Below are 26,796 nucleotides of genomic sequence, written 5' to 3'. Positions count from 1 at the left end.
TGCAGGGAGGCTCGCCGGCTCAGCTCACCCGTCTGTCGCGATTGCCGCGATGGCGGCGTGTGGCCGATTGGTGCCGTCGCTGGGCCGCTGCAGACGCTCGACTTCCGTGAAGCCGGCTCGCCTCAGCCGCTCGGAGAACTCGTCAACGGGCCAGCGATAGGCGGTCACGACCTTGTGGTCGAAGGCGGCGACCTCGTCACCCACGAAGACACCAAGCACCAACGTCCCGGCCGGGGCCATGACTCGCCGGAACTCAGCGAGCACGCCGTCGAGATCTTGCGGCGGCAGATGGATCAACGAGCCCCAGGCCAGGATGCCGGTGATGGAGTGGTTGGCGACGGCGAGATTTTCCATCGACCCGAGCTGGTAGCTACCGCTCGGGTGGGCTGCCTGCGCATGGGCGATGAACTCGGGGACCATGTCGATTCCCGTTGCGTTGACGCCCAGCGAGCGAAGGTAATCGGTGATATGGCCAGGACCGCAGCCCAGATCGAGCACCGTGCCAGGTCGGCCCGCCAGATGCCGCCCGATAAAGGCGAGGTCGTCGGCGTGCACCTGCTGGCTTGTACCGAACAGCCCGATGTAGAGCTCCGCGACGGACGCGTACGCCTGCCGGACCTGCTCCATGTTCACCCCGTGACTATATGAGCTCTCGGATTGGCAGAGCAGGGCCGGGCCAGCGCGCGGAGGCACGTCGGTCCTTGCGGTGCCCGCATCCGGCGATCCGAGGGCAGGTCAGATGCGCGCTTCCAGCACCTCGACGACGTCCGTCCGCACCCCCCTGGCTCGGACGGGTGACCGCTCCGCCGCGCATGGCGATATCGAGACGCCTCCAGCAGCACACGCCCCTGCCGGTGGCGGTGCCGTGACGAGCTGCGCGAACAGGTCGGCGGCGGCGTCCAGGACGTCCCGGTCGCCGGTGATCAGCAGGTCCAGCAGCAGGCCACGGGTCGCGGCGAGGCTCAACCGGGCCCGCCGGCGGGCCTCCGGGCGATCCCAGCCGAGCTGAGCGAACAGCTCCTCGACAGGGCCCGCCCAGGCGGCGATGACCGAGGCGCGGAAGGACTTGGTCCAGGATCGGTCGAACAGCGCGTGCGCGTAGATCTCGAAGAACAGCCGTTCCGCCGGCGCCAGGGCCGGGTCGGCCAGGTGCCGCCAGAACCGGCGGCTCACCTCGACCGGATCATCGAGCTCCGTGGCGAGGGCCGCGAGCGCGGCGCGCTGCTCGGCCTCGACCCGCCGGACGACCTCCGTGAGCAGGCCCTCCCGGCTGCCGAAGTGATAGATCAGCATGCGGTGGCTGGTGCCCGTACCGGAGGCTATCTCGCGGAGGCTGAGCTGGCTGAACCCGCCCTCCTTCAGGAAGCTGACGCACCGGTCGAGCAGTGCCTCCCGGGCGTCACCTGCCATCGGTGGAGGCCGCTCCGTCGTCCATCGCCGTCACGGCACCCGCCTCGCCGGCCGGGGACGGCGACGGCGCGGCACCCGCCTCGGCGGCCGCCCTGAGTCCGGCCGCCTCCATTCGCAGGTACCGTCGCGTCCGCGCCGCGGTCAGCAGCGCGACCAGCCAGGCGAGGGCGCCGGTCTGCCGGATGCCGATGCTGATCCGGGTCGTCCCGTCGGACTGGCCGTCCACCCGGTGGTAGGCGACGGTGTGCACCCCGGGCGCGTGCGCGTCCCAGGCGAACGACGCACCCGGTCGCAGCTCGCAGACCCGCCACACCGTCGTCGGCAGGCCGGGCTGGCGGATGCGGAACCGGTTGCCCACGTCCAGGGACGGCCCGTCGAGCGGCTCGACATTCGACATAGACGTCGTCCACCGGGGATAGCTCGTCACGTTCGCCAGTGCCGCCCAGGTGGGCCCGGTCCCTGCCGTGGTGGTGATCGTCTCCGCATAGTCCATGTACCAGATGGTACGCAGCGGACGCGAGCGTCAATAGCTGCCGCCTCGGCCCAGTCCTCGGTGGCGCTGGCGGAGTGATCCCGTAGGCGCCACCGAGGCCCTACCCGAGCCTCGGAGGTTTCGGGGGCAGGGGCTACACGTCGAGTGACGTCTTGACGGTGCTCGATCTTCACTTATCCCCACAGATAGTGCATGATCAACCGGCGGCCGTCTCCATGCCCGCAGACACGCCGGCCAGCGCGAAGTCGCCGGAACTCATCGCCGGGCCAGCTACATGACGAACCCGGGCTGCCGTATTAACAGCAAGGCCATTGCTTGTCAGTCGAGGGGGTCAGGCCACTCGTTGACGGGCAGCAGTTCCCTCAGTGTGGCCGACCTGTTTCGGCCGAGGATCACTTCTGTGTTGATGTTGCCGTGGTCGATCTGGCGGATGAACTCGCGGCAGCGCCCACACGGCGGCAGTACGTACAGAGCACCTTCGTCATCTCGCCAGACGGCCACGATTCTCGCGATCTGGTACTCGCCGGCGGTGACCATGGCGGCGATGGCGCTGTGTTCCGCGCAGAAGCCCGTACCCGAACCGGTATCGATGCAGACTCCCGTGTACCGGTTGCCGTTGCTGGTGACCAACGCCGCTCCCACGTCCCCGAAGAGACGATCACCCACAACGTGAGGATTGAGCACGGCCCGCGCCGCCTGGATCAGTTCTTCGTTCGACGTGGTCGTCATGGGGGCAAGCTAACGAACCTCAGGCTACGCGGCATCCGGGTTGCCACTGAGCACGCATCACGGACGGTGACTGCGAATGCCGTGCACCGCCAGGTGGTTTTCGGGCACGCCGTGGCTGCGCTCGGGCGGGCATTCAACGGCGTACGCATCGAACTGCGGCGTTGCGATTGCAGAGGCCGTCCCTCTCGGCGGCCGTCAGTTGAGGGTGGTCCGGGATGGCCCGGTGCATGAGGGCCGCGACGAGCAGGGCGATACCCGACATGAGAACGATGTCGCCGACGCTGATGACCACGTTCAGCCACGGCACGGGCAGGATGTCGCCGAGTATGGCGAGTCGAGTCGTTGCGGTGCCGACCGAATGGTGGGGATCCAATGTGGTGCTGGTAGGGGCGGCGCCGATGTCGCGTAGTGCGGCCGCTGCTACCGGCATGTGTCCGTTCGGCAGGATCGTTGCCGCGTCAACGCGGCGCCGGCGAGGGCGATACCGACGCCGGCGCGGGCCGGCCCGGGCAGGTGGGGGAGGTTGATCAGCAACGCGACGCCGACGGTGGCGAACACCAGGGCGGTCAGCCATCGCTGGGCGGGGTCGCTGAGCAGTCGGGAGCCCGGCGGTACGTGGCTCAGCAGTTGTCCGACCGCGGCTGCGTACAACAGCCAGAGGCCCCGCAAACGCTGGTGGGCCAGCCGGCGTGGCCGGCCGCCGGTGAGGTATCCGGCGGCCAGACCGACGAGGACGGGGCTGACAAGAAGGAAGGACATCGGTTAGCCGGCCTCTTCGATGGTTGCGCCGACGATGCGGAGCCGAGTGGTGAGGGTGACGAACGGCAGGCCGCTGCCGGCCTCATTCTCGAGCCGCGTCAGCCGCCGTGCTGGTGCGGGATCGCTGAACATCAACTGATTCGGTGGTATCGATGGTGATCCGAAGCTGTTCATGCCGAAATCCCTGGCGATCGGGTAGGTAAATGCGTCGATCTGCCGCGAAGACCAGCGGTGTGTCTGCTCAGGTGAGATTGAGAGGATCCGATCTCTGTGCGGCTGGGGCGTCCGGTGGGTGACGGTGAATCGGCGGCTGCGTGTACCTTCTGCCCGTGACCGCCCCCCAGGAGATGCTGCCGTCGCTGACCCATCCGGTGTTGTGCCGGCATCCGATCGACCTCCTCGGCCGCGCCCTGATGCGGGTCTCCAGCCGGCGCCTCCCGCGAAACTCGGTCAGCTGGTTGATCGGCCCGAGCGCGGGGCGCGACATCGTCGGGCATGACTGGGTGGAGCGAACGGCCACCGATCTCGGCGGCTCGCTGAGCACGGGCCCCGATCACGGGCTGCTAACCTCATTCGCCGCGCTCGGCGGCGAGGGTTTCGATCCCGCCGACGTGGACCCACGGATCGCCGACTTCTACGAGCACGCCTCCCGGTGGCACCTGGATCTGTGGTCGGAGTGGTCCGCCCTTGCCTGGCCATTCGGTCGGGCTATCACGGCCCTGCTCAGCGAACGGCTGCAGCAGGCCTGCTTGCCGATGCGACCGCTCGATGCGTCGTTTGGCATGACCAGCAAGGTGGTCCACATCCACGACGCGGACGGCGAGGTCGTCGGCTCGGCCTGGCTCCGCAACATGCGCAAGACAGGCCACGTGACCTACAGCGGCCTGTATGGCGTCAGGACCCTTCCCGGCAACGGGCAGCCCAGTGTCCGCGTCGTGTTTCCTCTGCCGCTGGGCTCGTTGCAGGTCTTCCTCAAGCCCTCCGCCGGCCCGGACGGCAGCTTCCATCTGCACTCCCCGATCGGAGGGTTCGGCGCCAACGGCGCATATCTCGTGCTGGAGCGGTATGACGAAACGCTCAGCGCACGTCGTGTCCCACTGAACGAACACTTCCATTTGTATGTCGACGAGGACGGTGACGTCCGGGCCGATCACAGCCTCAAGCTCTGGAACATCCCCGCAGTTCGGCTGCACTACCGCATGCGGCGCCAGGCCTGAGGAACACGCAACCGGCAGCCCCGCGGGCTCTCCGGTGGCCCCCCGAGTCAGTTTCGGGGCGTATGCCACTGGTCGCGGTCGTGCCGGGTTGGGTGTGCCCGAGAGTTCGAGCCTCCCTCTAGTGCGGGAAATGAATCCCCTCAGGATGGGAGGCGTCATGGTGCCCGAGGCGGCGATCTTGGTGGTGTGAGAGTTCACGGCAGCCCTCGTTGGGCGTACGGCACGTTCGCATGGCTGATCTTTTTCGTCGTGTCCCACGTGGTAGCGGTGTTCCTCCCCGGTGAGGATCCGACCGGCGACGGAGCTTGGGGCCTCAGGGCGTACGTGATCTTCAACATCGCTCTCATCCTCATGTCGGCCGTCGGGGCGGCTGTCGTTGTAGCCACCGTCCGGCCATGGGGGCGACGCGTCCCTCGGTGGGTGCTCCTCACGCCGCTGTGGTTTGGCAGCGCGCTACTCGTCGTCCGAGGGGTTCCCGGGATGGTCGAAAACCTGCTGATGGTTACCGGCATCCGCCGAGGCGGCTTTGTGGGGGCGGAAGACATCTCCACGGCTGAGCTCTGGGCCGGCCTTGGGATTAACACCTATTTCTTTGTTGGCGCGGTGCTGCTCGCCGTGACGACGGTCTCCTACTTCCGCCGGTCACGGGGAGACAGTCACGGCTGATTGCCACACCTCCCACAGCCAGGTCATCCTCAACAGGTAGCCGCGATGCGCGCGGCGGCTCGGGCGCCGCTCGAACACAGCCAGTCACGCACCGTCGAGCCGACCGACACCTCCCCGGTGCCGACCAGTCCCGGCGTACCCCCGCCGCCTGGAGGCGGCGCGAGGATCAGTTGGCCCGCGGAGGCCCCACGTCTTTACCGCAGGTCAGCGGCGATCCGGTCGGCGTCGGCCGTCAAGGCGTCGTAGCCGTCGGTGGTGAGCTTGCCGTCGCGTCGCAGCTCGCCGAGCTTCTCGCGCAGCTTCTTGAGCTGGTCCTCGGCCTGGTCCGGGTCGCTCTCGGCAATCTCCTTCGCGATCGCGTCCACCTTGGCGTGCAGGTCCCTCGCGGCATCTGGGTTCAAGCCGGCCTCCACCTGCTTCCGGATCGACTGGCGCATGCCGGCGATCGGGTCAGCGGGTGGAGTGGGGCTCGGCCTACGGGAGGTGGCCCGAGGGCTCGGTGTCGGGCTGGCCGGATTGCGGGAGGCGGACGCGACGGCTTGCAGCGTCGGCGTGGCGGGCGCGACGGTGAGCGGCACAGCCGGCACGCGGGGCGCCACGGCGGTGGTGGCCGATGCCGGCGGCGTGGTCGATCCCGCGATCGACGTGTGGTCGTCGCGGTCGAGCAGCGTGACGCCGGTCAGGGCGAGCAGCGCGACGCCGAGCAGGGCCGCCGCCAGCAGCGCGTCGCGCCAATGCCGTGCCAGGCGATGGCCAGGCCTGGGGCGTGCCGGGCCGACTGCGTGTGGTCTGGGCGGAAGGGCGATCACCGGCGTGGACCGTCCCGGCCGGCCCGGGTCCGCCGGCGTGACCGACACGAGGGGAACCGGCGTGCCGGCCCGGGGCAGCAGGGCTGCGAGGCGGTCCCGGACTTCGGCCGCGTCGGACGGCCGGTCGGCGGGATCTTTGGCCAGCAGTTCGGTGGCCAGGGCGTCCAGCTCGGCCGGTACGTCGGGCCGGCGCCCGCGCAGCGGCCGGGGTGGCTCGTTGACGTGCTGATGCAGCACGCTGAGCGACTCGCCGACGAACGGCGGCCGGCCGGCGAGCATGGCGTAGAGGGTGCAGCCCAGCCCGTACAGGTCGGTGCGGTGGTCAACCGGCTGGCCGAGAGCCTGCTCGGGAGACATGTACGAACTGGTACCGAGCTTGGCCGCCGGCTCGGTGAGGGCGTTCTCCCCCTTTGCCCAAGGAAGGCAGGCGATGCCGAAGTCGCAGATCTTCACTGTGCCGGTGGCGGTGACGATCAGGTTGCCTGGCTTCACGTCACGGTGCACCACCCCGGCCGCGTGCGCGGCGGCGATCCCGTCGCAGGTCTGCACGGCGATCGACAACGCCTGCAGGACGGTGAGCGGACCGTCGGCGATCAGTGCGGACACGGTCCGCCCCTCCACCAGTTCCATTATCAGGTAGGAGTCGTTCTCCTCGGTGCCGAAGTCGTAGACAGCGACGATGTGCGGATGCGTCAGCCCGGCCGCTGCACGGGCCTCGCGGTCGAAGCGTTCCGCGGCCATCGGCTCCTTCAGGCCGGCCGCGGCGAGCACCTTGATCGCCACCGGGCGATCCAGGCGCAGGTCGCGGCCGCGCCACACCTCACCCATGCCGCCGCTGCCCAGCAGCTCCTCGGACTGGTAGCGGCCATCCAGCAGACGTCTCGGCACCCGCCTCACTGCTCCATCCCTGCGCGCCGCTACCCGGGGGACGGTGACGCGACGGCCGGCATCGGGTCATCGGACGAACCATCAGGAGTCCCTCATGGTGGACGATCCCCCAAGCTGGTCAACGCGCCATCGGCACCAAGGAAACGACCATCGGCGTCGCTGACAGCTTGGCGGAATGCCCTGGCCCCGTCTCGCCGGGACCATCGATGGTCAGGTACATGCGCTGGACCACCTCGAGGTTGACCTACCAGGGCCCTTGACGCTGCCTTAAGCCAAATGTGTAAATAATTCTAGACCTGAATGAAGTCCCGAATCCTCGCGCTGCGCCCGAAACGTTCCCGGTTCGAGACGCTGCGGAGCCGTGCAACGAAGGGATCACGAGGTGTCACGAAGAGGGCTACGCGTCGGGCTGGCCACTGCACTGTCCCTACTCGTGCTTTGTCCGGCCGAGGCGCCCGCCGCAGCGAGCGCGCCGGCGGGGGTTTCGGTGTTTCTCACCGACCTCGGCACCAAGACCTACCTGTCGCGCCGATCCGACGTGTCGTGGCACCGCGGGCAGGCCCCGCAGGGACCGACAATCACCGTCGACAGCCAGCGCCGATATCAGGAGATCACCGGCTTCGGGGCGTCGTTCACCGACTCCTCCGCCTGGCTCGTCGGCACCCGCCTCGACGGCGCACAGCGCGACGCGGCGATGCGTGACCTGTTCAGCCGCCAGGGCATCGGCTTGAGCTTCCTGCGTCAGCCGATGGGCTCCAGCGACTTCGCGGTGAACGGAAACTACTCGTACGACGACATGCCAGCGGGTCAGAGCGATCCGACGCTCGCCCGTATCTCCATCGACCACGACCGGGCATACATCATCCCGCTGCTCAAGCAAGCCCGTCAGCTCAACCCGGAGCTGACGGTGATGGCGTCGCCGTGGAGCCCGCCAGGCTGGATGAAGACCAGCGACTCGATGATCGGCGGGACGCTCAAGCCGGATGCCTACCAGCCGCTGGCCGACTACTTCGCGAAGTTCCTCGAAGGCTACGCGCAGGCGGGGGTTCCGGTCCGCTACATCACCCCCCAGAACGAGCCGCTCTACGTGCCCTCCGGCTATCCGGGCATGTCGCTCAGCGCCGAGCAGCAGAACAACCTGATCAAGAACTACCTCGGACCGGCACTACGCGACCGCAAGCTGCATACCGGGATCCTTGGTTACGACCACAACTGGGATGTCGTCAGCTATCCCGAGACCATGTACGCCGACCCGGCCGCGACCGGCTTCGTGGCCGGCACGGCCTGGCACTGCTACGGCGGCGACGTGCGAGCCCAGGCTGTGTCGCACAACGACTACCCCAACAAGCCGGCGTGGCACACGGAGTGTTCGGGCGGCACGTGGGAGGGCGACGAGCAGGCGGCTTTCGCCGCGGCACTGGGCCTGGTCATCAACAGCACCCGTGACTGGGCAAGGGGTGTCATCCGCTGGAACATGGCGCTGGATCAGAACAACGGACCGACCAACGGCGGCTGCCTGACCTGCCGCGGCGTGGTGACGGTCGCGCAGGACGCGGCAGGTCAATGGTCGTACACCAAGACCGTCGACTACTGGGCGCTCGGTCACGCCAGCAAGTTCGTGCGTCCGGGTGCCCGCCGGGTGGCGTCCAACTCACTTGGAGCCGGTGACGTGCAAGACGTCGCCTTCGTCAACCGCGATGGCTCCACGGCGCTGGTCGCGTTCAACTCCGCGGACAGCCAAAAAACGTTCCACGTGCAGTGGGGCAACAAGTGGTTCACCTACCGCCTCCCTGGCGGGGCGGCAGCCACGTTCACCTGGACCGGTACCCAGCATGGCGAGGTGGACCCAGCCGCGATCGGCACGGTTGATGTTCCGCTCGAGAACCCCGACGGGACGCGAGCGCTGATCAGCTACGACGCTGGACTGCTGGCGCACCAGGCTCAGGTGCGGGTCGGCGACCAGTGGCTCGGCTACACGCTCCCCGCCGGCGCGTCGCTCACCCCTCCGACGGCCGCAGTGCCGTTGCCGCGCGCCGCGTGGACGGTGTCGGCATCGGCGAGCAATGCCACCGAACCACCTGACCGGGCGATCGACGGCGACCCAGCCACGCGGTGGAGCACCGGCCGCGGCATGGGGCCCGGTGACTGGTTCCAGGTCGACCTCGGCTCGGAGCAGACGTTCAACCAGGTCGTCCTGGACACCACTGGAAGCAGCGGCGACTCCCCGCGGGGGTACGAGCTCTTTGTGTCCAACGACGGCACGAACTGGGGCCAGCCGATCGCGACCGGACCGGGCAGCCCGGTGGCCAAGATCCTCATTCCGCAGGTCACCGGCCGCTACATCCGCGTGGTGAACCAGGGCGATGCCGGCAACTGGTGGTCGATCCACGAGCTGAACGTGCTCGGGCCCGCCGGCCCGGCGAGCGTGGCGGCAGGCTCGGACAGCGGCGTCCAGCGCAAGACGGCCGTGTTGCACGACGGCACGCAGCTTCTCGTCGTGTACAACTCGGGCCGCTCGGTCGCCACGTTCGACGTGCCGTGGGGAGACACGACCTACGCCTACCGCCTGCCGGTCGGGGCCGCCGCGATTTTTACGACGCGCCAAGGCTAACCGGTGGCGCTGTGCCGGCCGGAGCATCCCTGGCCGGCACAGCGTCGCGGCCGTCTCTCGCCGGTAGAGGTCCAGGACCCGGCGCATCTTCGATGAGACGTTGGGGTTGGTGCTGGCCTTCCACGTCGTGGTGGCCTGCCAGGCCACGCCGCGAGGTAGCTACCGTCGTCGATTGGCGCGAGTAGCATCGTTCCCGCTCGGTCCATTCAGGACGTCACGTGGAGGATGCCTTGCGTAGAAGAACGATCTTCAAGGCCGCGGCCGCAGCTGCGGCAGCCGCTCCGGCGGCCGCCCTGCTCGGCGAGGCGCCCGCGCAGGCCTACGCCACCTATGACGTGGCCGTCTGCGAGCAGTACCACAATCAGATCCAGATCTACCCGTCCAGCTCCGCGTGGAGCACCTCTACGCTGACGTGGAGCTTCAGCCCGGGCACCGCGAACGGGTGGTCGAACCTGTCGGACGTCAAGTTCCGCAACACCTCGGCGTTCGGCGTGGTCGCCCTGGTCACCGCGTCCGGCGGCAAGGTCGGCATCGTCAACAAGACCACCGAGGCGGCGCAGGAGCTCAACGACCTGCTCTGGTACGCCACGCCGGGGAACAATCCCCACGCGATCGAGCGCATCCCGAACATCGGGGCGATCGTGGTGGCGTCCTCCGGCGGATACCTCTATCTCTACGGCCCGACCGCGGTGAGCGACCCGAGCACACTTGCGCTGGTGCAGACGATCTCCTTCCCAGGCGCCCATGGCGTCTGGTGGGACGACGTCTCCGGAATGTTGTGGGCGATCGGCCAGGACTACGCCCGGGTCTACACCGTGTCCGGGACGTACCGCAGCACACGGCTGTCGTTGTCCCGGTCGATCTCGATCGGCGCCCATCTGGGACATAGCCTGGACGCCAGCTACTCCCACAGCAACCTCATGCTGGCCACGGACGGCAGCAAGGTCATGACCATCGACAAGACCACGTACGCCGTGACGCAGGCCTATGCCGACAACTCGGTGAAGTCGTACTCGCAGCACAGTTCGGGCGAGCGGTTCTGGGTACAGGCCACCGGGGCGACCTACCACGGGGACACCCGGAACTGGGTCAGCCCGACGGTGCAGTTCTTCGACGCGTCAGGGGTGAGGTCGTTCACCCGCTCCCTGTCGTACGGCGCGGAGTTCTACAAGGCACGCCTGTACAACGTGGCCTTCCACTGAGGATTGGTGTCCGGCGGCGCTGAGTGCGGCAGCGGCGTGACCTCGTGTGCAGGAAACCGAGCGCCGAAGCCGTGGCTGCCGATCGGGAGGGCTGCGGGCTCTTCGCTATCCCTGAGTGACGGGTCCGAGGTCGCCAGGACCAATCGTCTTCGCCACCTCGCTGAGGTCATTGTCCAGCTGGTGATCGCGCCCAGGCAGCCGGTGCAGCTGTGCCTGCGGTATGGCGCGGGCGTACAGGTCAGCGTGCGACGGTGGGGCAATCTCGTCCTGGAGTCCATGGAACACATGCACCGGCACGCCGTGCGGCAGCCTCGCGCCGAGGTCGTGCGGCAGCTCGAACTCGTCGCCGGGCCAGCCGCCCGCACCGACGAACGGAGCGGCGATCAGCACGATCGCCGTGAGCTCCGGCGCCGGCGGCCGCTCGGCGAGCGCGTTGATGAGGATCGTCCCGCCCACGGAATGGCCGACGACGACCGCACCGTCGTCCAAGGCCGTCATCTCACGCCGGATGGCCGCGCTCCACCTGGCGTAGGTCGGGTCGTCCTCGTCGGGCATGCGCGGATAGCGGACCTCGTAGCCGTCCCCGAGCTCCCGCCGCAGGCTGTCGAACAGCTTGGCGTCCCATTCGTCGTGCGCGCCCGCGCCGCCGCCCTGAATGAAGAGGATCTGCCGGATCCCTGCCATGACGGTCCTCCCTCGCGCCCTCGTGACGATTGGGTTTGATACCCGCTGCCGGCCCGCGCGAAGTCGGTGCGACCTACCGGGCCCGTTCCCGCCGCACCCGGCCCGTGCGCACCAGGTCGCACTGTTGCCGCACCCAGGTGGCCTTGATGCCCTCATCTTGCCTGACGGGCCCGACAGTCTTGCGGACTTCGTCCTCGAGGGCCTCCCACAGCGCGTAGATGCATGCGGCCGTTGACTCGGTGGCGGAGTTCCGCCCGTGCGCGACTCCGCCAGCGCCAGCTATTCACCCGGCTGCAACGGCGGCGATAGAACATGTTGCATGTCATTCCCCTTGCAGCCCTCTGCGCCTGGCCGGGCGCGGCGCCGGTTGATCGCCGCGGCGACAGCGGCGGGACTGGTCGCCGGCGGAATCGCCGCGATCCAGCCGCCCGCGATCGCGGCGAGCCCCGGTGCGGCCCCCCCGGCCGCGACCAGATCCACGCACACCATCACCTTGATCACCGGCGACGTCGTCACGGTGACCACCTCCGCCGACGGCGCGGAGGCGGTCGACGTCGACCGGCCCGACAACGCCACCGGCGGCGTGCACCTCCAGGAGAGCGGAGACGACCTGTTCGTCCTGCCCGACGAGGCGATGCCGCTGCTTGCCGCCGACAAACTGGATCGGCGGCTGTTCAACGTCACCGATCTCATCGAGATGGGGTACGACGACGCCAAGACCCCGAGCGTGCCGGTGATCAGCAGCTACGCGCCGGCCAAGGCGCGCACGGTCAAGCCGGTCGCGCCGCGGGGCGCGAAGCTGGTTCGCGACCTGCGGGGGGTCGGCGCCGCGGCGCTGGCGGTGGACAAGAAGCAGATCCGTTCCTTCTGGACCAACCTCGCGCCGGCCGCCGCCGGGTCCGCACCGGCGCTCAGCAGCGGGATCGGGAAGCTCTGGCTGGACGGCCGGGTCACCGCCACCCTCAAGGAGAGCGTGCCGCAGATCGGCGCGCCCGAGGCGTGGGCCGCCGGCTACGACGGCCACGGGGCCAAGGTCGCGGTGCTGGACACCGGCGTGGACGCGACCCACCCCGACCTGGTCGGCCAGATCGACGGCAAGGTCAGCTTCGTGCCAGGCGAGGACACCTCCGACGTCAACGGGCACGGCACCCACGTCGCCTCCACGATCGTGGGTACCGGCGCGGCATCCGACGGCGCGTACAAGGGGGTCGCGCCCGGCGCGGATCTCATCGTCGGCAAGGTGCTCGACAACGGCGGTTCCGGCCTGGATTCCTGGGTGCTCGCCGGCATGCAATGGGCGGCCGAGTCCGGAGCGGACGTGGTCAGCATGAGCCTGAGCGACCCGACGCTGTCCGACGGGACCGACCCGATGGCGGTCGCGGTGGACACGCTGTCCGCGCAGTACGGCACGCTGTTCGTCATCGCCGCCGGCAACGCCGGACCGCAGAGCATCGGTACGCCCAGCGCTGCGGCCAGCGCGCTGACCGTCGGCGCGGTCGACAAGCAGGACCGTCTGGCGTACTTCTCCAGCACCGGTCCGCTGGTGCGCAGCGGCGCTCTCAAGCCGGACATCACCGCGCCCGGGGTCAACATCACCGCCGCGCGTTCGCAGCAGATGACCAGCGGCAGCGGCCTGTACCGGACGATCAGCGGCACCTCGATGGCCACCCCGCACGTGTCGGGCGCCGCCGCGATCCTGGCCCAGCGCCACCCCGACTGGTCCGGCGCGCAGCTCAAGGAGGCGCTGATGAGCAGCGCGAAGGGCCTGGCCGCCGGGTACACGCCGTACGAGGTGGGCACGGGCCGGCTCGACGTCGCCGCCGCCGTCCGCACGAGCGTCCGGGCCACCGGCTCGGCCTTCTTCGGCTTCTTCGACTGGCCGCACGAATCCACCGACGCCCCGGTGACCAAGCAGGTGACGTTCACCAACTCGGGCAGCACCGGCGTAACCCTGAACCTCGCCATCACCGGTGACGGTCCGTTCTCGCTGGGCGTCCCCTCGGTGACGGTGCCCGCCGGCGGCAGCGCGACCGTCCCGGTCACCGGCGACCCGACCAAGCCCGGCGCCGGCCAGTTCACCGGCTACCTCGTCGGCACCGACGCCGCCACGGGCGTCGCGGTCACGCGTACCTCGCTCGGTCTGCTCAAGGAGGACGAGCGCTACGACCTGAAGGTCAAGCTCATCGGCCGGGACGGCAAGCCCGCCGCCTCGTTCGTGGTGATCAAGAAGGCCGGCGTGTCCGACCCGTGGTTCTTCACCATCAAGGGTGAGATGACGTTGCGGATGCCGCCGGGCACCTACACCGTCGATTCCTCGCTGGCCGTTCCGGGTGAGCGGGCCGACTCGCTCGGTCTCGCCCTGCTGATGGACCCGGAAACCGTGCTCGACGGTTCCGGAGCCGAGGTGGTGCTGGACGCGCGCAAGGCGCGCCTGCTGGACACCGCCACGCCGCAGCGGAGCCAGGACCGGCAGCGCAAGCTCGACTACGCCGTCACGTACGCCGACGGCGACAGCTTCCGCGACGGGTTCCTGGTGCCGATCAAGTACGACGACCTCTACGTCACGCCGACCGAGAAGGTCACCCAGGGGTCGTTCACGATGGTCACCCGGTGGCGCAAGGGCGAGCCGCAGCTGAGCGTGGACATCGCTGGGCTGCCGCCGGTGGACGTCACGGTCCAGCCGGGCAGCACGCTCACCGCCGGCAGGCAGACCCTGCCCACGGTCTACGCGGGCACCGGCGCGGCCGCCGACTACGCCACCCTCGACGCGAAGGGCAAGGCGGTGGTGGTGACCCGCAGCGACGTGGTCAGCGCCAGCGATCGTGCCGCCGCCGCCGTGGCCGCCGGGGCGAAGCTGCTGCTGGTCGTCAACGACGGCGTCGGGGTGCTCAACGAGTCGGTCGGTCGGTCGCCGATTCCGGTCGGCACCGTGCACCGCGACGCCGGATCGCAACTGATCGGTCTGGCCAAGACCGGCAGGTTGTCGCTGGTCACCAACCAGGTGCCGTACGCGAGCTACCTCTACGATCTGATCCGCACCTACTCCGGGCAGGTGCCGGACAAGGCGCTCACCTATCACCCGGCTCAGGAGGATCTGGCCCGGATCGACGCTCGCTACTACAACGTCACGCAGCCGATGGAGGGCTCCGGACTCCGGAATGACCTGACCTTCAGGCCGTCCCTCGGCTTCCCTGAGCGGGAGTGGCATCCCGGCACCCGCACCGAGTGGGTCACCCCGGACCAGGTCTGGGGCGAGTCGCACGAACAGGGTGGTTGGACGGACGTGTCCAACCGCCACGCGTACGCCAAGGGCACCACCACCCGGCTGGACTGGTTCGCCCCGGCGATCCGGCCGGCGTTCAACCGGGCATTCGCGGTGCAGAACAGCCGCTGGCGCGACAACATGACCATCAACGTGCAGGCCTGGAGCCCGTCGGCCGACGTGCTGGAGCACGGCGGATACCTGGACTGGGGTTCGGTGCCGAGCAACCTGAAGCTCTACCAGGGCGACCGGCTGCTGTACGAGAACAAGTTCGGGGCCGACCTGCAGTGGAGGTCGGTGCCGGCCGGGACGTTGCCCTACCGCCTGGTGCTGGACGCGTCCCGCCCCGCCGACCAGTGGCGGCTGTCGACTCGTACGCACACCGAGTGGGACTTCGTCTCCAGCTCCAACGATGCGGACTTCTTCGAGCCGTTCGCGTTGCTGCAGATGGAGTACCGTCTCGACGCCGACCTGCACGGTGACGTGAAGGCGGGCAGCACCGAGCAGATCCGCCTCAAGCCGATCCCGCAGGCGGGTGGCGGCCCCAGCACGGGCAACGTCACCTCGGTGACCCTGGAGGTGTCGTACGACGACGGCGCCACCTGGCAGCAGGTGACCCTGAGCAAGGACGCCGGCGACTGGTGGAACGGCGAGCTCAAGCTGGCCAAGCAGCCGGGCGGCTACGTGTCGCTGCGCACCACCGGCACGACCGACGCCGGCTTCGGCATCAAGCAGGAGATCATCCGGGCGTACGGCCTCCGGTGAGACCGTTCGAAGGGCCCTGGGACGGCGACGTCCCGGGGCCCGTCCCGTCTTGTCGCCCGCCAGCCGGGGCTGGGCAAGATCCATCACCGTGGCCCATACTCTCCCCGCAGCGACGGGTGGAGGGAAGGCGGCCGCCGATGCTGGATGCGTTGGGCCTGAGCCCCGAAGACGAAGCCGTCTATGGCATGCTCGCCGGACGCGCCGAGGCCAACCCCGCTGAGCTGGGCGAGGCCCTGCACCTGCCCATACCGGTGGTCGACGCGACGCTGTCGCATCTGATGGCGTGCGGTCTGGTGAAGTCGACCCCCGACGGCGCATTCGCCGCGGCACCGCCCGCGGTCGCGCTCGGGGCGCTGATCAGCGAACGGCGGGCGGCTCTGCGCAGCGCCGAGCTGGCGCTCGTCACCCTCGCCGAGGAGCATCGCCGGGCGATGGCCGGCCGCAGCATCAGCGAGCTGGTCGAGGTGGTCACCGGCGTCGAGGCGGTCCGGCACCGGTTCGCACAGGTGCAGCACGCCGCCCGCACAGAGGTACGTAGCTTCGTCACCACACCTGCCGTCGCCGTGCCGATCGGTGCCAACTCCGCCGAGGCGCAGCTCGTGGCCCAGGGGGTGCGTTACCGGGTCGTGGTCGATCGGGCGGTGCTCGCCGAACCCGGCGCGGTCGCCGGGACCATCGAGTCGCTGCGTTCGGGCGTCGAGGTGCGGGTGGTCGAATCGCTACCGATCAAGCTCGTGCTGGCGGACAACGAGCTCGGCCTTGTGCCGTTGACGGTTGAGCCCGATGGTGAGCCCGGCGTTGTGCTGCTGCACCGCACCGGGCTGCTGGCTGCCATGGATGCGATGTTCGAACTCGTGTGGCGTTACGCCCACCCGATCGGCGTCTCGGCACTGGGCGGGCTGACCGATGATGCCGCCAGCAGAGCGGATGCGGATGCCCCGACGACGCTGGACCGGAAGATCCTGGCGTTGCTGCTGGCCGGGCTCACCGATCAGGTCGTCGCCAACCAGCTCGGCATCTCCTTGCGGTCCCTGCAGCGTCGGTTACGCGTGCTGATGGACCTGGCCGGTGTCAGGACCCGGATGGAGCTGGGCTGGTACGCCGCACGCCACAACTGGGCGTGACGGCTCCCTCTGCGAGTAGGGTGCCGGTGACCTGAGCACGTCGGGCGCCCCGGAGAGATTCGGGGCGCCCGACGCACTCATCGGCTCAGGCAGAAACCTGGTTCTGGCCTACTGCTACCCGCAGCGCAACTCGTCGGCCGTGATGGTGCCGTTGACCTGGGCGATCCGGTGGTCATAGCAGGTGCCGTGCGGGCCCGTCAGGCGGTACCGCTGCTCGGACTCACCGACGGCGTGCCGCTCGGAGCGTGGTACGCCGAGCGTCCAGGACGCCGAACCGGCGAACGTGTTCGCCAGCCGGCTCCAGGGCGCCTGCCCGGTGCCGGCGGTCGTCTCGTCGGCGTAGTCGCCGAGCGTCATGCGGGTGGTGAGCCGGTTGTCCGCGATGGTGATCTCACCATCGACGGTGAACCGCTTCTCGATGCGGCTGACCCGGGGCGCTGACTCCCGCCCCGACACCGTCACCGTGGACGTGTCCGTCCAGACCGCGTGCTGGCCGTCCGGGCTCTCATCGGGGCCCCAGTAGTGCTCGTTGTGGTTGGTGAGCGCCTGCTCGACCGTGGTCACCACCCGGCCGTGCGAGGTCTCGAGGTAGCCGACCGCCCGGAACCGGTGCGCCGCCTCGACGTTGACGTGGTGGATGTCGCCCTCGACGGAACTGGTCAGGTCGTTGCGCAACCCACCCAGGTCGTGGCTGAGCAGTCCGCCGCTGGTGCGGGCGCTGCCGTGGTCCCGCCACACCAGGAAGTTGGTCGGGGTGTCCCAGCCCGACTGCCCGGCTGGCACGCCGATGGCACGTACCCGTACCTGGTGTGGCTGACCGTCGGTGAGCAGCCCCACGAACGGGGTCAGGTCGTACCGGATGGCTTGGACGTTGAAGGCGCGCGGCGCGGGCAGGACGTACCAGAGGAACGGGTTGGACCAGCCGCCGGTGTAGATGTACGGATACGGGGCCGCGATGCCGGCGACCTGGTCGTCGATCAGCACCTGCACCTCCCGGTACGGCCCGTCGGCGGCGGTGCCGCAGGAGTAGCCGGTGTCGGGCGGCGTGGTGCCGTACCAGAACTCCTCGCAGCCACCACCGGAACCGGTGGCGTACACCTCGGCCACCAGCCGCTCGGTGTTGCGCGCCACCGTGACCGCGCCGTGCAACTCGCCGTCGGACTGTCTCGCGTCGGCGAGCGGCAGCACGTCGTCGGAGGTCTCCGCCGCCGGATACTCCTCAGTGGCCTGGTAGAAGGTCAGGTCGACCCTGGTGTCCAGGATTCCGGTGTACGTCTCGTTGACCACGTTGCCGATCAGCATCCAGACCGGCTGCTGGCGGGTGAGCAGCGGGGCGTAGCGAGTGACGTCGGACTCCACCGCCCACCGGATGCCGTCGACGGATGGCTCAGCGGTGGAGGTCTTGAAGATCGTCACCCCACTCAGGCTGAGCGAGCCGAGACGGTCGTACTGCCGTCCGGCGATCGAGGTTTCCATCCGCAGCACCACCTTGTTCCACGGCCCGTCACAGTGGGCCGGTGGGGTGTAGGTGCCGGTGTAGGGCGTGAAGTCCCGGAACTCGTGGTCGACGATCGTCACCGCGCAGGACGGGGTCGGCGGCTTCGATACGGGTTGATCCGCGGTACGCGGGTCGTCCCAATCCGAGCCGAACTCGGCGGGAGGCTCTGCGGCATGGGCCGCCGTGCCGGTGAAGAGGGCGAAGCCAAGCACGGCGGCTCCGACCGCGACGAGACGTCTCATCGTGCTCCTAGCGCGATCCTTGTCGGTAGGTATTCCTGCTGCCGGCGATGCTGCGCGACATCCGTCCGGACATTACGGGAATGACGGTGACCAGGGAACGTCTCCTGTGGAGTCTGGTGACGACAGGCCAGGCCATCGAACGCGGGCCCGACGCGGTACGACGTCGATAGGTAGGCTGCGGTCTCGGCCGCCGTCGGTACGAGTTGAGGGGACAGCGCGTGACCTTGCCTGGCAGTGAGCCTGAGGAGTTTCGGGCCTCGTGGCGGCACGTGGTACACCCACATCAAGCCGTTCCTGAAGTCCAACATCCTGATCGCGCTGATCACGTGGGTGCTCGGCTACATGTTCGGCGGCCCGGTCTTCTCTGTGCTGCTGCCGGTCATCCTTGTCGGCCTGATCACGCTGCTGCATCGGGTCGCCAGCCGCGGGCACGGCCTTCGGGTGTCCGCCAACGGCGTCGAGTTCCTGCGTCGTGACGGTGTTGTCGTGCGCATGCGGTGGGCCGACATCCAAGGGATTACCGTGCTGGCGCAGCGCCGGACCGGTGTCGTCGCACCCACCGGTGCCGCCCGGTCGGTCGCCGCTGCCGACTCCGCGGCGTTTGCCGCCGCCAACACCGGCCATGGGATCGTCGGAATCGGCGAGGTGCTGACCCGGGCGCAGGTGGCGCAGCAGCGCCAGGCCGGCCCGGTGTGGCAGCCGTTCGGCAAGACCGACGACGCGTTCCTGCGTCTCACGCTCGTCGACCGAGAGTGGCGTACCGGCCGGATCGGCGAGTGGTTCCGGGCCTACCGGTCCGACCTCATGCCCTAGTCCTCCGCGGGCTGGACGCCGGGCAGGCGCGGGCTTCGGCGCTTACGCTCCCCGCCGGCCTCACCAAGCACTACTAGTGCGCGGGGGAGGGGGCCTCGGGGGGACGGCCGGCGGCGTGGTGGGCGTCGGCGAGGGCGACGGCGAGCAGTATGAGTCCGGCGACGACCGGGGAGGCTAGCGGTGGGGCGAAGTACAGGGGGACAGCGACGACTGCCAGGGCGGCGATGGCGACGACGCGGCGGAGCGAGAGCCGGTTGAACACGATGCGTTCCAGGCGGATGCGGCCGTAGAGGAACAGTGCGGGGCCGCCGAGGCTCGTGATGAGCCACGCGGGTTCCGGCAGGCCGTGCGGGTGTTTCAGCACGGCCTCGAAGCCGACGGCGGTGGCGACGATGCCGAGCACCATGAGGACGTGAGCGGTGCCGGTGGCGCGGCCGGCGGCGTCCCTGTTCCCTGCGGCGGCGAGGGCTTCGGCGAGAATCTGGCCGGAGCGGTAGAAGTAGATGCGCCACAGCAGCACCGTCGACAGGAACGCCACCACCAGCAGCGCGGAGGTGGCCGGGCTGGCCGGCTGGCTGGTGAACGTGGTGCCGACACCGAGCACGGATTCCCCGAGGGCGATCATCAGGAGCTGCTGGTATCGCTCCGGCAGGTGATGCTTGCTGTCCGTGGCCCACGCGCTGACCTGTGGTTCGGTCGTCCCCGGTGCCGGCCAGCGCAGCTGCGCGGAGACGATGTCCACGGTCACGGCGGCCCCCCACAGGGCGGTCCAGATGTTCTTCAAGCTCGGGCTGATCAACACCCACTGGCCGCTGATCCTGGTGCCGATCTTCGGCGCGCCGAGCGTGCTGGCGACGTTCATCATGCGGCAGTTCTTCATCAGCCTCCCCGGCGAGTTGGAGGAGGCGGCCCGGGTCGACGGGCTCGGCCGCTTCGCCACCTTCTGGCGGATCGCGCTGCCGCTGTCGCGGCCCGCGCTGGGCGCGGTGGCGATCTTCACCTTCCTGCACAGCTGGAACCTGTACCTGGAACCGATCGTGTTCCTCTCCTCGCCGGAGAAGTTCACCCTCCCCCAGGCGCTCACCCAGTTCGTCGACGCCTACGGCGGCCCCATGTGGGACGTGCAGTTGGCCGCGGCGTCAATGACCGCGCTGCCGGTGCTGGTGGTCTTCGTCATCGCGCAGAAGCAGTTCGTCGAGGGCCTCGCGCACACCGGCCTGAAGGGATGACGGCACCGGTGGTCGGGGTCGACATCGGCGGCACCAAGACAGCCGCCGCGCTGGTCGGCCCAGGCGGGACAGTGCTGGACCGCCGCGAGGTGCCCACTCCCGCCCGGTCCGGGCCCGACGCGGTGCTGGACACCGCCGCCGGGCTGGCCGCCGACCTGCTCGACGCCGGCGCCGGGCCGGTGGGGGTGGGCACCGCCGGCGCGGTCGACCCGGCGACCGGCAGCATCCGGTACGCCACCGACAGCCTGCCCGGCTGGGCCGGCACCCCGGTCGCCGACGCGCTATCCGTACGGCTGGGTCGAGCCGTGCGGATCACCAACGACGTGAACGCGGCGGCGCTGGGCGAATGCTGGGCCGGCGCCGGACGGGACCGCCGCCATGTGCTGCTGGTGGCCGTCGGCACCGGGCTGGGCGGCGCGATCGTCCGCGACGGCCGCGTCGAGACCGGTGCCCGCGGCGCCGCCGGCGAGGTCGGGCACCTGCCGGCCCCGGACGCCGAACGGCTGCGCTGCGGGTGCGGCCGATACGGGCACCTGGAGGCGATCGCCTCGGGCACCGGGCTGGCCGCCGCGTACGCCCTCGCCACCGGCACCCGGACCACCGGCCGGGCCGTGGCCGACCGCGCGGCGGCCGGGGACGAGGTCGCCCGGCAGATCGTGGACCGGGCCGGCAGCGTCCTCGGCGCGGCCCTGGCGGGGTTGGTGGCCCTGCTCGACCCGGAGGCCGTCCTGGTGGCCGGCGGGGCGGCCGGCGCCCTGCTGCCCGCCGCGTCGGCTGCCTACTCGGCCGAGCTGCCGGCGGGCTGGGCCGACGTGCCGTTGCTGCCCGCCACGCTGGGCGCCGACGCCGTCGTGGTCGGCGCGGCCCGGCTGGCCATGGACCCGCCCGACATCGATGGAAGGACCAGAGGGTGAGTGTGCTCGACGACCTGGCCGGCGGGCTGGTGGTGTCCTGCCAGCCGCTGCCCGACGAGCCGGACGACCCGATGCGGGATGCGTACGTCCAGGCCCGGGTGGCCGCCGCGGTGGTACGCGGCGGCGCGGTGGCCGTCCGGGTCAACGGGCCGGACGACGTCAGGGCGGTACGCGCCGCGGTCGACGTGCCGGTGATCGGGCTGTACAAGCACGGCACGGAGGATGTGTTCATCACCCCGACAGCGGCGCACGCGCTCGAGGTGGCGCGGGCCGGGTCGGACATCGTCGCGGTGGACGCCACCGACCGTCCCCGACCGGACGGGCGCACCTTCGCCGACACGGTCCGGGCTATTCGCGAACGGACCGACGCGCTGGTCCTGGCCGACGTCTCCACCACGGCAGAGGGCGTCGCCGCCGTCGAGGCCGGCGCGGACGCGGTCGCCACCACGCTGTCCGGCTACACCCCGGCCAGCCCACCGACTGACGGGCCCGACCTCGGGCTCGTGGCGCGACTCGCCGCACTGCTGCCCGTACCGGTGATCGCCGAAGGGCGGTACCGCACCACGGCGCAGATCGGCGCGGCCTTCGAGGCCGGTGCCCACGCGGTGGTGATGGGCAACGCCGTCACCTCACCGCTGTGGATCACCCGCCGGCTCGTGCCGGCCACCCCCCGCGCGGCGGGCGCGCCCAGGTAACAAGGGAGAACCGATGAAGAGACGTACCGTCCTGGCGATCGGCATGGCCGGGCTGGCCACCGCGGCCATCGGTCGGCCCGCGTTCGCCGGGTCCGCCGAGCGGCAGCTGACCGTGGCGCTGGTGCCGCTCGACGACCGGCCGGTCAACACCTACTGCCCCCAGATGACCGCGGCGAGCGCCGGCGCCCGGCTGCAGCTGCCGCCCCGGGAACTGCTGGGCCGCTTCTTCACCCCCGGCGACGGGGCCGCCATCGCCCGCTGGCTCGGCACCACCGACGGCGTCGACGGGTACGTGATCTCGGTGAGCATGCTCGCCTACGGCGGTCTGATCGCCTCCCGTACCGCCGCCCCGGCCCTGGCCGGCGCCCTGCAGAACCTGGCCGCGATCCGGAACCTGCGCGCGGCCCGGCCCGGCGCGGTGATCGAGGTGCACGACACCATCCAGCGGCTGGCCATCACCAGCACCGGCACCGACCTGGACAAGTACCGCGACCGGCTGGTCGAGTGGGCGAAGCTCTACGACCAGGTGGTCAACCTCGGGCAGGGGGAGCTGCGGGCCCGGCTCGACGCCGTCCGGGCGCAGATCCCGGACCAGGTCGTCGCGGACTATCTCGCCGCGCGGGCCCGTAACCACCAGGTCAACCGGCTGATGGTCGAGTGGGTCGCCGACGGCACGATCAGCCACCTCGTGCTCTCCGAGGACGACACCGCGCTGGTCGGCCTGGCCCGGGCGGAGCGGGTCGAGCTGGAGGCGCTGGTCGCCCGGCTCGGGGTCGGCGATCGGGTGGAGATCTTCCCCGGCGCCGACGAGGTCGACGCGCTGCTGGTCGCGCGGGTGATCGCGGCCGGCACGGCACCCACGTACCGGGTGGAGTACGCCGGTGTGTCGGGCGAGGACTGGACCGCCCAGCTGGAAGGCATCCCGTTCGCGGAGAACATCCGCCGGCACGTGGCTGCCGTGGGTGGACGGGTGGTGGACGGCGACGCGGACATCGTGCTCGCCGTGAACACCCCCTCGGCGGTACCCGCGCAGCGGACCGCCGACCTGGACGCCTTCGTCGGGCGGATCGGCGACCTGCTGGCCGCCGGCACGCCGGTGATCGTGGTGGACCCGCTCATCGTGAACAAGGCGGACCACGAACTGGTCGCGCGGATGGAGTCCCGCCTGGACCTGGCGGCGCTGCTGTCGTACTCGGGGTGGAACACCGGCGGCAACGCGCTCGGCCTGGCGCTCGGTCACGGCACCGCCCGCTGGGCGTACCTGCGCTCCTCCGCCAGCGGCTACGGCGTGCCGGACCTGCGCGGGCCTGGCCTGGCGCACGCCGAGTACCTGCTCTACCGGTTCGTCAAGGACGATCCGTGGAAGAACATCGTGCAGGTCGAGGCGTACGCGCACGCGCGGGCGCAGGGCTGGGACCCGCTCGCGCTCACCCCGCAGCAGAAGACCTACTTCGACGGCTGGGTGAGCGAACGGCTGGTGCCGCTGACCGAACGGTACTTCGTCGACCACTTCGCCGGGCACCGTGTCGTGCTCGGTCGGCGGGGCGCGAAGACGTTCACGGCGACCCTCACCCGCTTCGAGTCGGCACGTGTCGAGCTGCCGTGGGACCGGCTCTTCGAGGTGATCCTGGAGCCCCGGCTGAGAGTGTCCTGATCGCGCACCGGTCGCGCCGGCACTGATCTGCCGGCGCGACCCGGTGCCGTTGTCCATGGTTGTGGCTCGCCGCCGGCTCGGTTGTTTGACCCGCTTTCCTGCCCCTGCTTTGATCACAGCGCGGCACGGTGTTTCACACGGGAGATACGAGGCGCGGTGGCCAGACGATCGCTGGGCCGGCAGTTCGGATGGCTGTGGACGGCGTACGCGGTCAGCGCCTACGGCTCCGGGTTTGGGTTCGGCGCGTTGCCGCTGATCGCCGTGCTGGTGTTGCACGCCAGCCCCACCCAGGTGTCCGCGCTGTCAGCGGTGGGGCCGGCAGTGGGCGCGCTGATCGCGTTGCCGCTCGGCCCGTGGGTGGAGTTTCGCCGCAAGCGGCCGGTGATGATCGCGATGGACCTGGCCCGGTTCGCGGTCATGCTGACGATCCCCGTCGCCTACGCCCTCGGCATGCTCAGTTTCGTGCAGTTACTGGTCGTCTCAGCCGTGGTCGCCGCAGCCAAGATCGCCTTCAACGCGGCGAGCGGCGCCTACCTCAAGGCCCTCGTCCGGCCGGATGACCTGCTCGTGGCCAACGCGCGGTTCGAGTCGACGACGTGGAGCTCCATCGCCGTCGGGCCGCCGCTGGGCGGAGCGGCGATCGGCCTGTTCGGGCCGGTGGCCACCCTGCTGGCCGACGCGTTCAGCTACCTGTTCTCCGCGCTGGGCATCACCGCGATTCGAGGCCGGGAAGAACAGCCGCAGCGAACCGACAAGCGCGGGGCCCGGGCCGGCGAGTTGCTCGACGGCTGGCGGCACCTGCTGACCCATCCCGGCCTGCGGGCGCTCTACCTCAACCATCTGCTCGTCAGCGGACTCATCATGGCCACCGAGCCGCTGCTGGCCGTGCTCCTGCTCCGCCAGCTCGGATTCCCACCCTGGCAGTACGGCCTCGCCTTCGCCGCCCCCTGCGTCGGCGGACTCATCGGCTCACGTCTTGCCCGCCGTGTCGTGGCGCGGTATGGCCAGCACCGGATCCTCCGTACAGTCGGCACGCTGCGTGCGGTCTGGCTGATCGGCCTCGCCTTCGTCCAGCCCGGAGTCGCCGGCCTCACGACGGTGATCGCCGTCGAGCTCGCGATCATCATCAGCATGAGCCTTTACAACCCGGTGCTCGCCACCTATCGGCTCGAACACACCCCCAAGGATCGCATCGCCCGCACCCTGTCGGCCTGGTCGATCAGCAGCAGCGCCTCCATCGCCGTCCTCAGCGCATTCGGCGGACTGCTCGCCGGCGCCACCAGCCCACGCACGGCCATCACGGTCGCGGGACTGCTGATCCTCGCCAGCCCGCTGCTGCTACCCCGCCGCCAGCATTCCGCACCTGTACCCGACCTTGAGCCGGCAACAGCTGGTCCCCGATCAAAGGAGAAGGAGGTCACCGGCCGGATCTGAGGCGAAGAACTCGCTTCAGATCCGAGTCACCGCCGGCGCCCGGGGACAGCGCATGATCCCGGTGCGGCCGGCGGCCACCGCCGCCGCAGGAGGCTGGCGGGGTCACCGGACGACGAGCATCAGGCCATCAGCTCCTTCATCGACACGGCGTGCAGGCCCCGCTGGCGCAGCCCGTCAAGGATCGGCCCGATGGCGGCCAGCGTGTCCCGGTGGCCGAAGTGCAGGCTGACGATCGAACCCGGCCGGACCTGGCTCATCGTCGTCCGTACCACCAGCGGCGCCCCTGGGTCGGTGTTGTCGAGCGAGTCCACGTCGTACGACACACACGTCGGATAGCCCACCCGGCTGGCCTGGGCGCGAATCATGGCGTTGGCGTGCTGGGTCTGCGACGGGCGGAACCAGGTGCCGATCGAGCCGGTGAGCTGCTTGATCCGCTGGGCGCACCGGTTGATCTCCTCGAACGCCTCGGCCGGCGTCATCCGGCTGATGTCGGCATGGTTCTCGGTGTGGTTGCCCAGCTCATGACGGCCGTCGAGGACTCGCCGCGCCATCGTTGGCTGGTCGGCCAACCACGTGCCGACCGCGAAGACGGTGACCCGGGCGTCGGCCCGCTCCAGTTCGGCCAGCAACTGGCGGGCGAGGGCGGGCTCCCCCTGGCCATGGAAGGTCAGCGCCACGTTGGGTCGGTTCCGTGGTCCGCTGCTGATCTCCCCCGGCAGGACGGGAGGACCGGAGGCACCTGCGGTCGACCGGGGTGGGGAGGCGGGCGGCGAGGTGGTGCCGGTCCCCGGCGTGGCCGACCGGGCGACCGACGGTCGGCGCGCCGGGTCACAGCCGGCCAGTCCGACAAGTCCGGCGGCTGCAGCGGCGGCGGCGCGGAGAGCGCCGCGGCGGTCCGGTGACACTCCGCGATGCTAAGCCGCCCCAGGTGTGGCGGAGAGGAAATCGACGAGACGGTGTGCCGTCTCCGCGGGCGGGCCACCGTGCACCCGCGTCCGCCCGCCCAGACGGCTCGCGACGGGTCCGGGAGGACACACGGGGGCGACTAGGAGATCCAGCGCGGCCGACCCAAACCCCAAGATCGACACTTTGGAAAGTCACTTCCCGGACCCGCCACCGACCAGCTTAAAACACTGCTCTCCATCACCACCTGACACCGCGGGGCGCCAGATGAGTTCACCGAAGCTGGAGCAGCCCACGTTTGGCCATATAGGCTCGCAACGTCTCGGCGTCCTCGGCGGACATCAAGCGGCGTGGGATCACGGTCGCCGGCATCCGGCCGACGTATACGATCCAGAACTCAGGGGTGTCCCTTACCTGGGCGACCCCGTCCCAGGCGATGCCGCCGGACTCCGAGCCGCTGCGCATCATGATGTTGTCGTCGGTGATGTCGTAGGCGCCCTCGACAGCGTAGCGACCGGAGCGGCGCCGGGCGCGCAACCGCACCCACGGCGAGTACAGCATCGACAGCAGGCCACCCACGACCATCGCCATGCACAGCGGCGAGATCTGGTCGCCCCACGCGAACCCCCGCGAGACGGCGAAACCGATCGCCCCGACCGCCGCCAGCACCGCGCCGACATAACCGTACTTGCGTAGCCGAACACTGCTGAGCGCAGCGGCCACGCGGCCTGGGTAGGCGGGATCTGCTGGGACGTCAAAACGGATGTGCACGCCAGAACGATAGTGCCCCCAACC

26 protein-coding genes are annotated in these 26,796 nt (G+C 70.0%); 12 read left to right on the top strand and 14 right to left on the bottom strand.

Annotated features, from left to right (window positions below):
• Nucleotides 1-24: 24 nt before the first annotated feature.
• From ONA70_RS02695 to ONA70_RS02665, 7 genes are all read right to left on the bottom strand, one after another.
• Nucleotides 25-633, bottom strand: a complete 609-nt coding sequence (locus ONA70_RS02695) for a class I SAM-dependent methyltransferase (protein ID WP_265004702.1) — start codon at nt 631-633, stop codon at nt 25-27.
• 102 nt (nt 634-735) lie between these two features.
• Entirely contained in the window at nt 736-1,410 is a 675-nt protein-coding gene (locus ONA70_RS02690) for a TetR/AcrR family transcriptional regulator (RefSeq protein WP_265004701.1), read from the bottom strand.
• The gene (locus tag ONA70_RS02685) at nt 1,400-1,903 is read right to left on the bottom strand and encodes an SRPBCC family protein (RefSeq protein WP_265004700.1); all 504 of its coding nucleotides are present in this window, start codon (nt 1,901-1,903) and stop codon (nt 1,400-1,402) included. Before ONA70_RS02685 ends, ONA70_RS02690 begins: the two co-directional genes overlap by 11 nt.
• A gap of 318 nt (nt 1,904-2,221) precedes the next feature.
• Nucleotides 2,222-2,632, bottom strand: a complete 411-nt coding sequence (locus ONA70_RS02680; RefSeq protein WP_265004699.1) for a cytidine deaminase family protein — start codon at nt 2,630-2,632, stop codon at nt 2,222-2,224.
• Between the two features lie 133 nt (nt 2,633-2,765).
• A complete protein-coding gene (locus ONA70_RS02675) occupies nt 2,766-3,062 on the bottom strand; it encodes a DUF5317 domain-containing protein (protein WP_265004698.1) in 297 nt (98 codons plus the stop codon).
• Nucleotides 3,053-3,391, bottom strand: coding sequence for a hypothetical protein (locus ONA70_RS02670; protein WP_265004697.1), 339 nt, complete (start codon nt 3,389-3,391; stop codon nt 3,053-3,055). The genes ONA70_RS02675 and ONA70_RS02670 overlap by 10 nt, the downstream gene beginning before the upstream one ends.
• 3 nt (nt 3,392-3,394) lie before the next feature.
• The gene (locus tag ONA70_RS02665) at nt 3,395-3,565 is read right to left on the bottom strand and encodes a hypothetical protein (protein ID WP_265004696.1); all 171 of its coding nucleotides are present in this window, start codon (nt 3,563-3,565) and stop codon (nt 3,395-3,397) included.
• A 155-nt stretch (nt 3,566-3,720) separates the two neighbouring features.
• On the opposite strand from ONA70_RS02665, the gene ONA70_RS02660 reads away from it, so the two are divergent.
• Complete coding sequence (locus tag ONA70_RS02660; protein ID WP_265004695.1) at nt 3,721-4,608, top strand: hypothetical protein; 888 nt, start codon at nt 3,721-3,723, stop codon at nt 4,606-4,608.
• A gap of 249 nt (nt 4,609-4,857) precedes the next feature.
• Nucleotides 4,858-5,274 (top strand): hypothetical protein, encoded by a 417-nt coding sequence (locus ONA70_RS02655; protein ID WP_265004694.1) that lies wholly within the window; start codon nt 4,858-4,860, stop codon nt 5,272-5,274.
• A gap of 194 nt (nt 5,275-5,468) precedes the next feature.
• Here the strand turns inward: ONA70_RS02655 and ONA70_RS02650 are convergent, their stop codons facing one another.
• Nucleotides 5,469-6,971, bottom strand: a complete 1,503-nt coding sequence (locus tag ONA70_RS02650) for a serine/threonine-protein kinase (RefSeq protein WP_265004693.1) — start codon at nt 6,969-6,971, stop codon at nt 5,469-5,471.
• 487 nt (nt 6,972-7,458) lie between these two features.
• Here ONA70_RS02650 and ONA70_RS02645 point away from each other — a divergent pair, with 487 nt between their 5' ends.
• The gene (locus tag ONA70_RS02645) at nt 7,459-9,582 is read left to right on the top strand and encodes a discoidin domain-containing protein (RefSeq protein WP_265004692.1); all 2,124 of its coding nucleotides are present in this window, start codon (nt 7,459-7,461) and stop codon (nt 9,580-9,582) included.
• 230 nt (nt 9,583-9,812) lie between these two features.
• Complete coding sequence (locus ONA70_RS02640; RefSeq protein WP_265004691.1) at nt 9,813-10,784, top strand: hypothetical protein; 972 nt, start codon at nt 9,813-9,815, stop codon at nt 10,782-10,784.
• Nucleotides 10,785-10,889: 105 nt separating this feature from the next.
• Here ONA70_RS02640 and ONA70_RS02635 read toward each other — a convergent pair whose 3' ends face one another.
• Together ONA70_RS02635 and ONA70_RS02630 are read right to left on the bottom strand one after the other, a co-directional pair.
• Nucleotides 10,890-11,468, bottom strand: coding sequence for an alpha/beta fold hydrolase (locus ONA70_RS02635; protein WP_265004690.1), 579 nt, complete (start codon nt 11,466-11,468; stop codon nt 10,890-10,892).
• 279 nt (nt 11,469-11,747) lie between these two features.
• The gene (locus ONA70_RS02630; protein ID WP_265004689.1) at nt 11,748-11,984 is read right to left on the bottom strand and encodes a hypothetical protein; all 237 of its coding nucleotides are present in this window, start codon (nt 11,982-11,984) and stop codon (nt 11,748-11,750) included.
• Here ONA70_RS02630 and ONA70_RS02625 point away from each other — a divergent pair.
• On the top strand, nt 11,962-15,495 hold the full coding sequence (locus ONA70_RS02625; protein WP_265004688.1) for a S8 family serine peptidase: 3,534 nt from the start codon (nt 11,962-11,964) through the stop codon (nt 15,493-15,495). The genes ONA70_RS02630 and ONA70_RS02625 overlap by 23 nt on opposite strands.
• 137 nt (nt 15,496-15,632) lie before the next feature.
• Nucleotides 15,633-16,619, top strand: a complete 987-nt coding sequence (locus tag ONA70_RS02620) for a helix-turn-helix domain-containing protein (protein WP_265004687.1) — start codon at nt 15,633-15,635, stop codon at nt 16,617-16,619.
• Nucleotides 16,620-16,733: 114 nt separating this feature from the next.
• Here ONA70_RS02620 and ONA70_RS02615 read toward each other — a convergent pair whose 3' ends face one another.
• Nucleotides 16,734-18,359, bottom strand: coding sequence for a peptide-N4-asparagine amidase (locus ONA70_RS02615; protein ID WP_265004686.1), 1,626 nt, complete (start codon nt 18,357-18,359; stop codon nt 16,734-16,736).
• Between the two features lie 234 nt (nt 18,360-18,593).
• Here ONA70_RS02615 and ONA70_RS02610 point away from each other — a divergent pair, with 234 nt between their 5' ends.
• Complete coding sequence (locus ONA70_RS02610) at nt 18,594-19,172, top strand: hypothetical protein (RefSeq protein WP_265004685.1); 579 nt, start codon at nt 18,594-18,596, stop codon at nt 19,170-19,172.
• A gap of 73 nt (nt 19,173-19,245) precedes the next feature.
• On the opposite strand, the gene ONA70_RS02605 is transcribed toward ONA70_RS02610, so the two are convergent.
• Nucleotides 19,246-19,956 carry a low temperature requirement protein A gene (locus ONA70_RS02605; RefSeq protein ID WP_265004684.1) on the bottom strand — a complete coding sequence of 237 codons (711 nt, stop codon included), beginning with the start codon at nt 19,954-19,956 and terminating at the stop codon, nt 19,246-19,248.
• Between ONA70_RS02605 and ONA70_RS02600 the strand changes: the two genes are divergently transcribed.
• The 5 genes from ONA70_RS02600 to ONA70_RS02580 all read left to right on the top strand — a co-directional run bounded on the left by ONA70_RS02600 (nt 19,946) and on the right by ONA70_RS02580 (nt 25,098).
• Nucleotides 19,946-20,401 carry a carbohydrate ABC transporter permease gene (locus ONA70_RS02600; protein ID WP_265004683.1) on the top strand — a complete coding sequence of 152 codons (456 nt, stop codon included), beginning with the start codon at nt 19,946-19,948 and terminating at the stop codon, nt 20,399-20,401. The two genes, ONA70_RS02605 and ONA70_RS02600, sit on opposite strands and share 11 nt — an antisense overlap.
• The gene (locus ONA70_RS02595) at nt 20,398-21,315 is read left to right on the top strand and encodes an ROK family protein (protein WP_265004682.1); all 918 of its coding nucleotides are present in this window, start codon (nt 20,398-20,400) and stop codon (nt 21,313-21,315) included. The genes ONA70_RS02600 and ONA70_RS02595 overlap by 4 nt, the downstream gene beginning before the upstream one ends.
• Entirely contained in the window at nt 21,312-22,010 is a 699-nt protein-coding gene (locus ONA70_RS02590) for an N-acetylmannosamine-6-phosphate 2-epimerase (protein ID WP_265004681.1), read from the top strand. Before ONA70_RS02595 ends, ONA70_RS02590 begins: the two co-directional genes overlap by 4 nt.
• A 13-nt stretch (nt 22,011-22,023) precedes the next feature.
• Nucleotides 22,024-23,664, top strand: coding sequence for a DUF4127 family protein (locus ONA70_RS02585; protein ID WP_265004680.1), 1,641 nt, complete (start codon nt 22,024-22,026; stop codon nt 23,662-23,664).
• Between the two features lie 156 nt (nt 23,665-23,820).
• Entirely contained in the window at nt 23,821-25,098 is a 1,278-nt protein-coding gene (locus ONA70_RS02580; protein WP_265004679.1) for an MFS transporter, read from the top strand.
• A 119-nt stretch (nt 25,099-25,217) separates the two neighbouring features.
• Here ONA70_RS02580 and ONA70_RS02575 read toward each other — a convergent pair whose 3' ends face one another.
• Nucleotides 25,218-26,003 carry a polysaccharide deacetylase family protein gene (locus ONA70_RS02575; protein WP_265004678.1) on the bottom strand — a complete coding sequence of 262 codons (786 nt, stop codon included), beginning with the start codon at nt 26,001-26,003 and terminating at the stop codon, nt 25,218-25,220.
• A 271-nt stretch (nt 26,004-26,274) separates the two neighbouring features.
• Complete coding sequence (locus tag ONA70_RS02570) at nt 26,275-26,772, bottom strand: YcxB family protein (protein ID WP_265004677.1); 498 nt, start codon at nt 26,770-26,772, stop codon at nt 26,275-26,277.
• Between the last annotated feature and the right edge of the window lie 24 nt (nt 26,773-26,796).

The sequence above is a fragment of the Micromonospora yasonensis genome (assembly GCF_026013475.1).
Taxonomy (GTDB): domain Bacteria; phylum Actinomycetota; class Actinomycetes; order Mycobacteriales; family Micromonosporaceae; genus Micromonospora; species Micromonospora yasonensis.
Note: the sequence above shows the minus strand (reverse complement) of the source record. Positions and strands in the feature narration are given on the sequence as shown.

What these genes read in the sequence shown, in the direction of transcription:
- ONA70_RS02675 (WP_265004698.1), bottom strand. Translation starts at nt 3,062, where the DNA reads ATGCCGGTAGCAGCGGCCGCACTACGCGACATCGGCGCCGCCCCTACC.
- ONA70_RS02680 (WP_265004699.1), bottom strand. Translation starts at nt 2,632, where the DNA reads ATGACGACCACGTCGAACGAAGAACTGATCCAGGCGGCGCGGGCCGTG.
- ONA70_RS02615 (WP_265004686.1), bottom strand. Translation starts at nt 18,359, where the DNA reads ATGAGACGTCTCGTCGCGGTCGGAGCCGCCGTGCTTGGCTTCGCCCTC.
- ONA70_RS02670 (WP_265004697.1), bottom strand. Translation starts at nt 3,391, where the DNA reads ATGTCCTTCCTTCTTGTCAGCCCCGTCCTCGTCGGTCTGGCCGCCGGA.
- ONA70_RS02620 (WP_265004687.1), top strand. Translation starts at nt 15,633, where the DNA reads ATGCTGGATGCGTTGGGCCTGAGCCCCGAAGACGAAGCCGTCTATGGC.
- ONA70_RS02690 (WP_265004701.1), bottom strand. Translation starts at nt 1,410, where the DNA reads ATGGCAGGTGACGCCCGGGAGGCACTGCTCGACCGGTGCGTCAGCTTC.
- ONA70_RS02595 (WP_265004682.1), top strand. Translation starts at nt 20,398, where the DNA reads ATGACGGCACCGGTGGTCGGGGTCGACATCGGCGGCACCAAGACAGCC.
- ONA70_RS02600 (WP_265004683.1), top strand. Translation starts at nt 19,946, where the DNA reads ATGTTCTTCAAGCTCGGGCTGATCAACACCCACTGGCCGCTGATCCTG.
- ONA70_RS02585 (WP_265004680.1), top strand. Translation starts at nt 22,024, where the DNA reads ATGAAGAGACGTACCGTCCTGGCGATCGGCATGGCCGGGCTGGCCACC.
- ONA70_RS02685 (WP_265004700.1), bottom strand. Translation starts at nt 1,903, where the DNA reads ATGGACTATGCGGAGACGATCACCACCACGGCAGGGACCGGGCCCACC.
- ONA70_RS02665 (WP_265004696.1), bottom strand. Translation starts at nt 3,565, where the DNA reads ATGAACAGCTTCGGATCACCATCGATACCACCGAATCAGTTGATGTTC.
- ONA70_RS02635 (WP_265004690.1), bottom strand. Translation starts at nt 11,468, where the DNA reads ATGGCAGGGATCCGGCAGATCCTCTTCATTCAGGGCGGCGGCGCGGGC.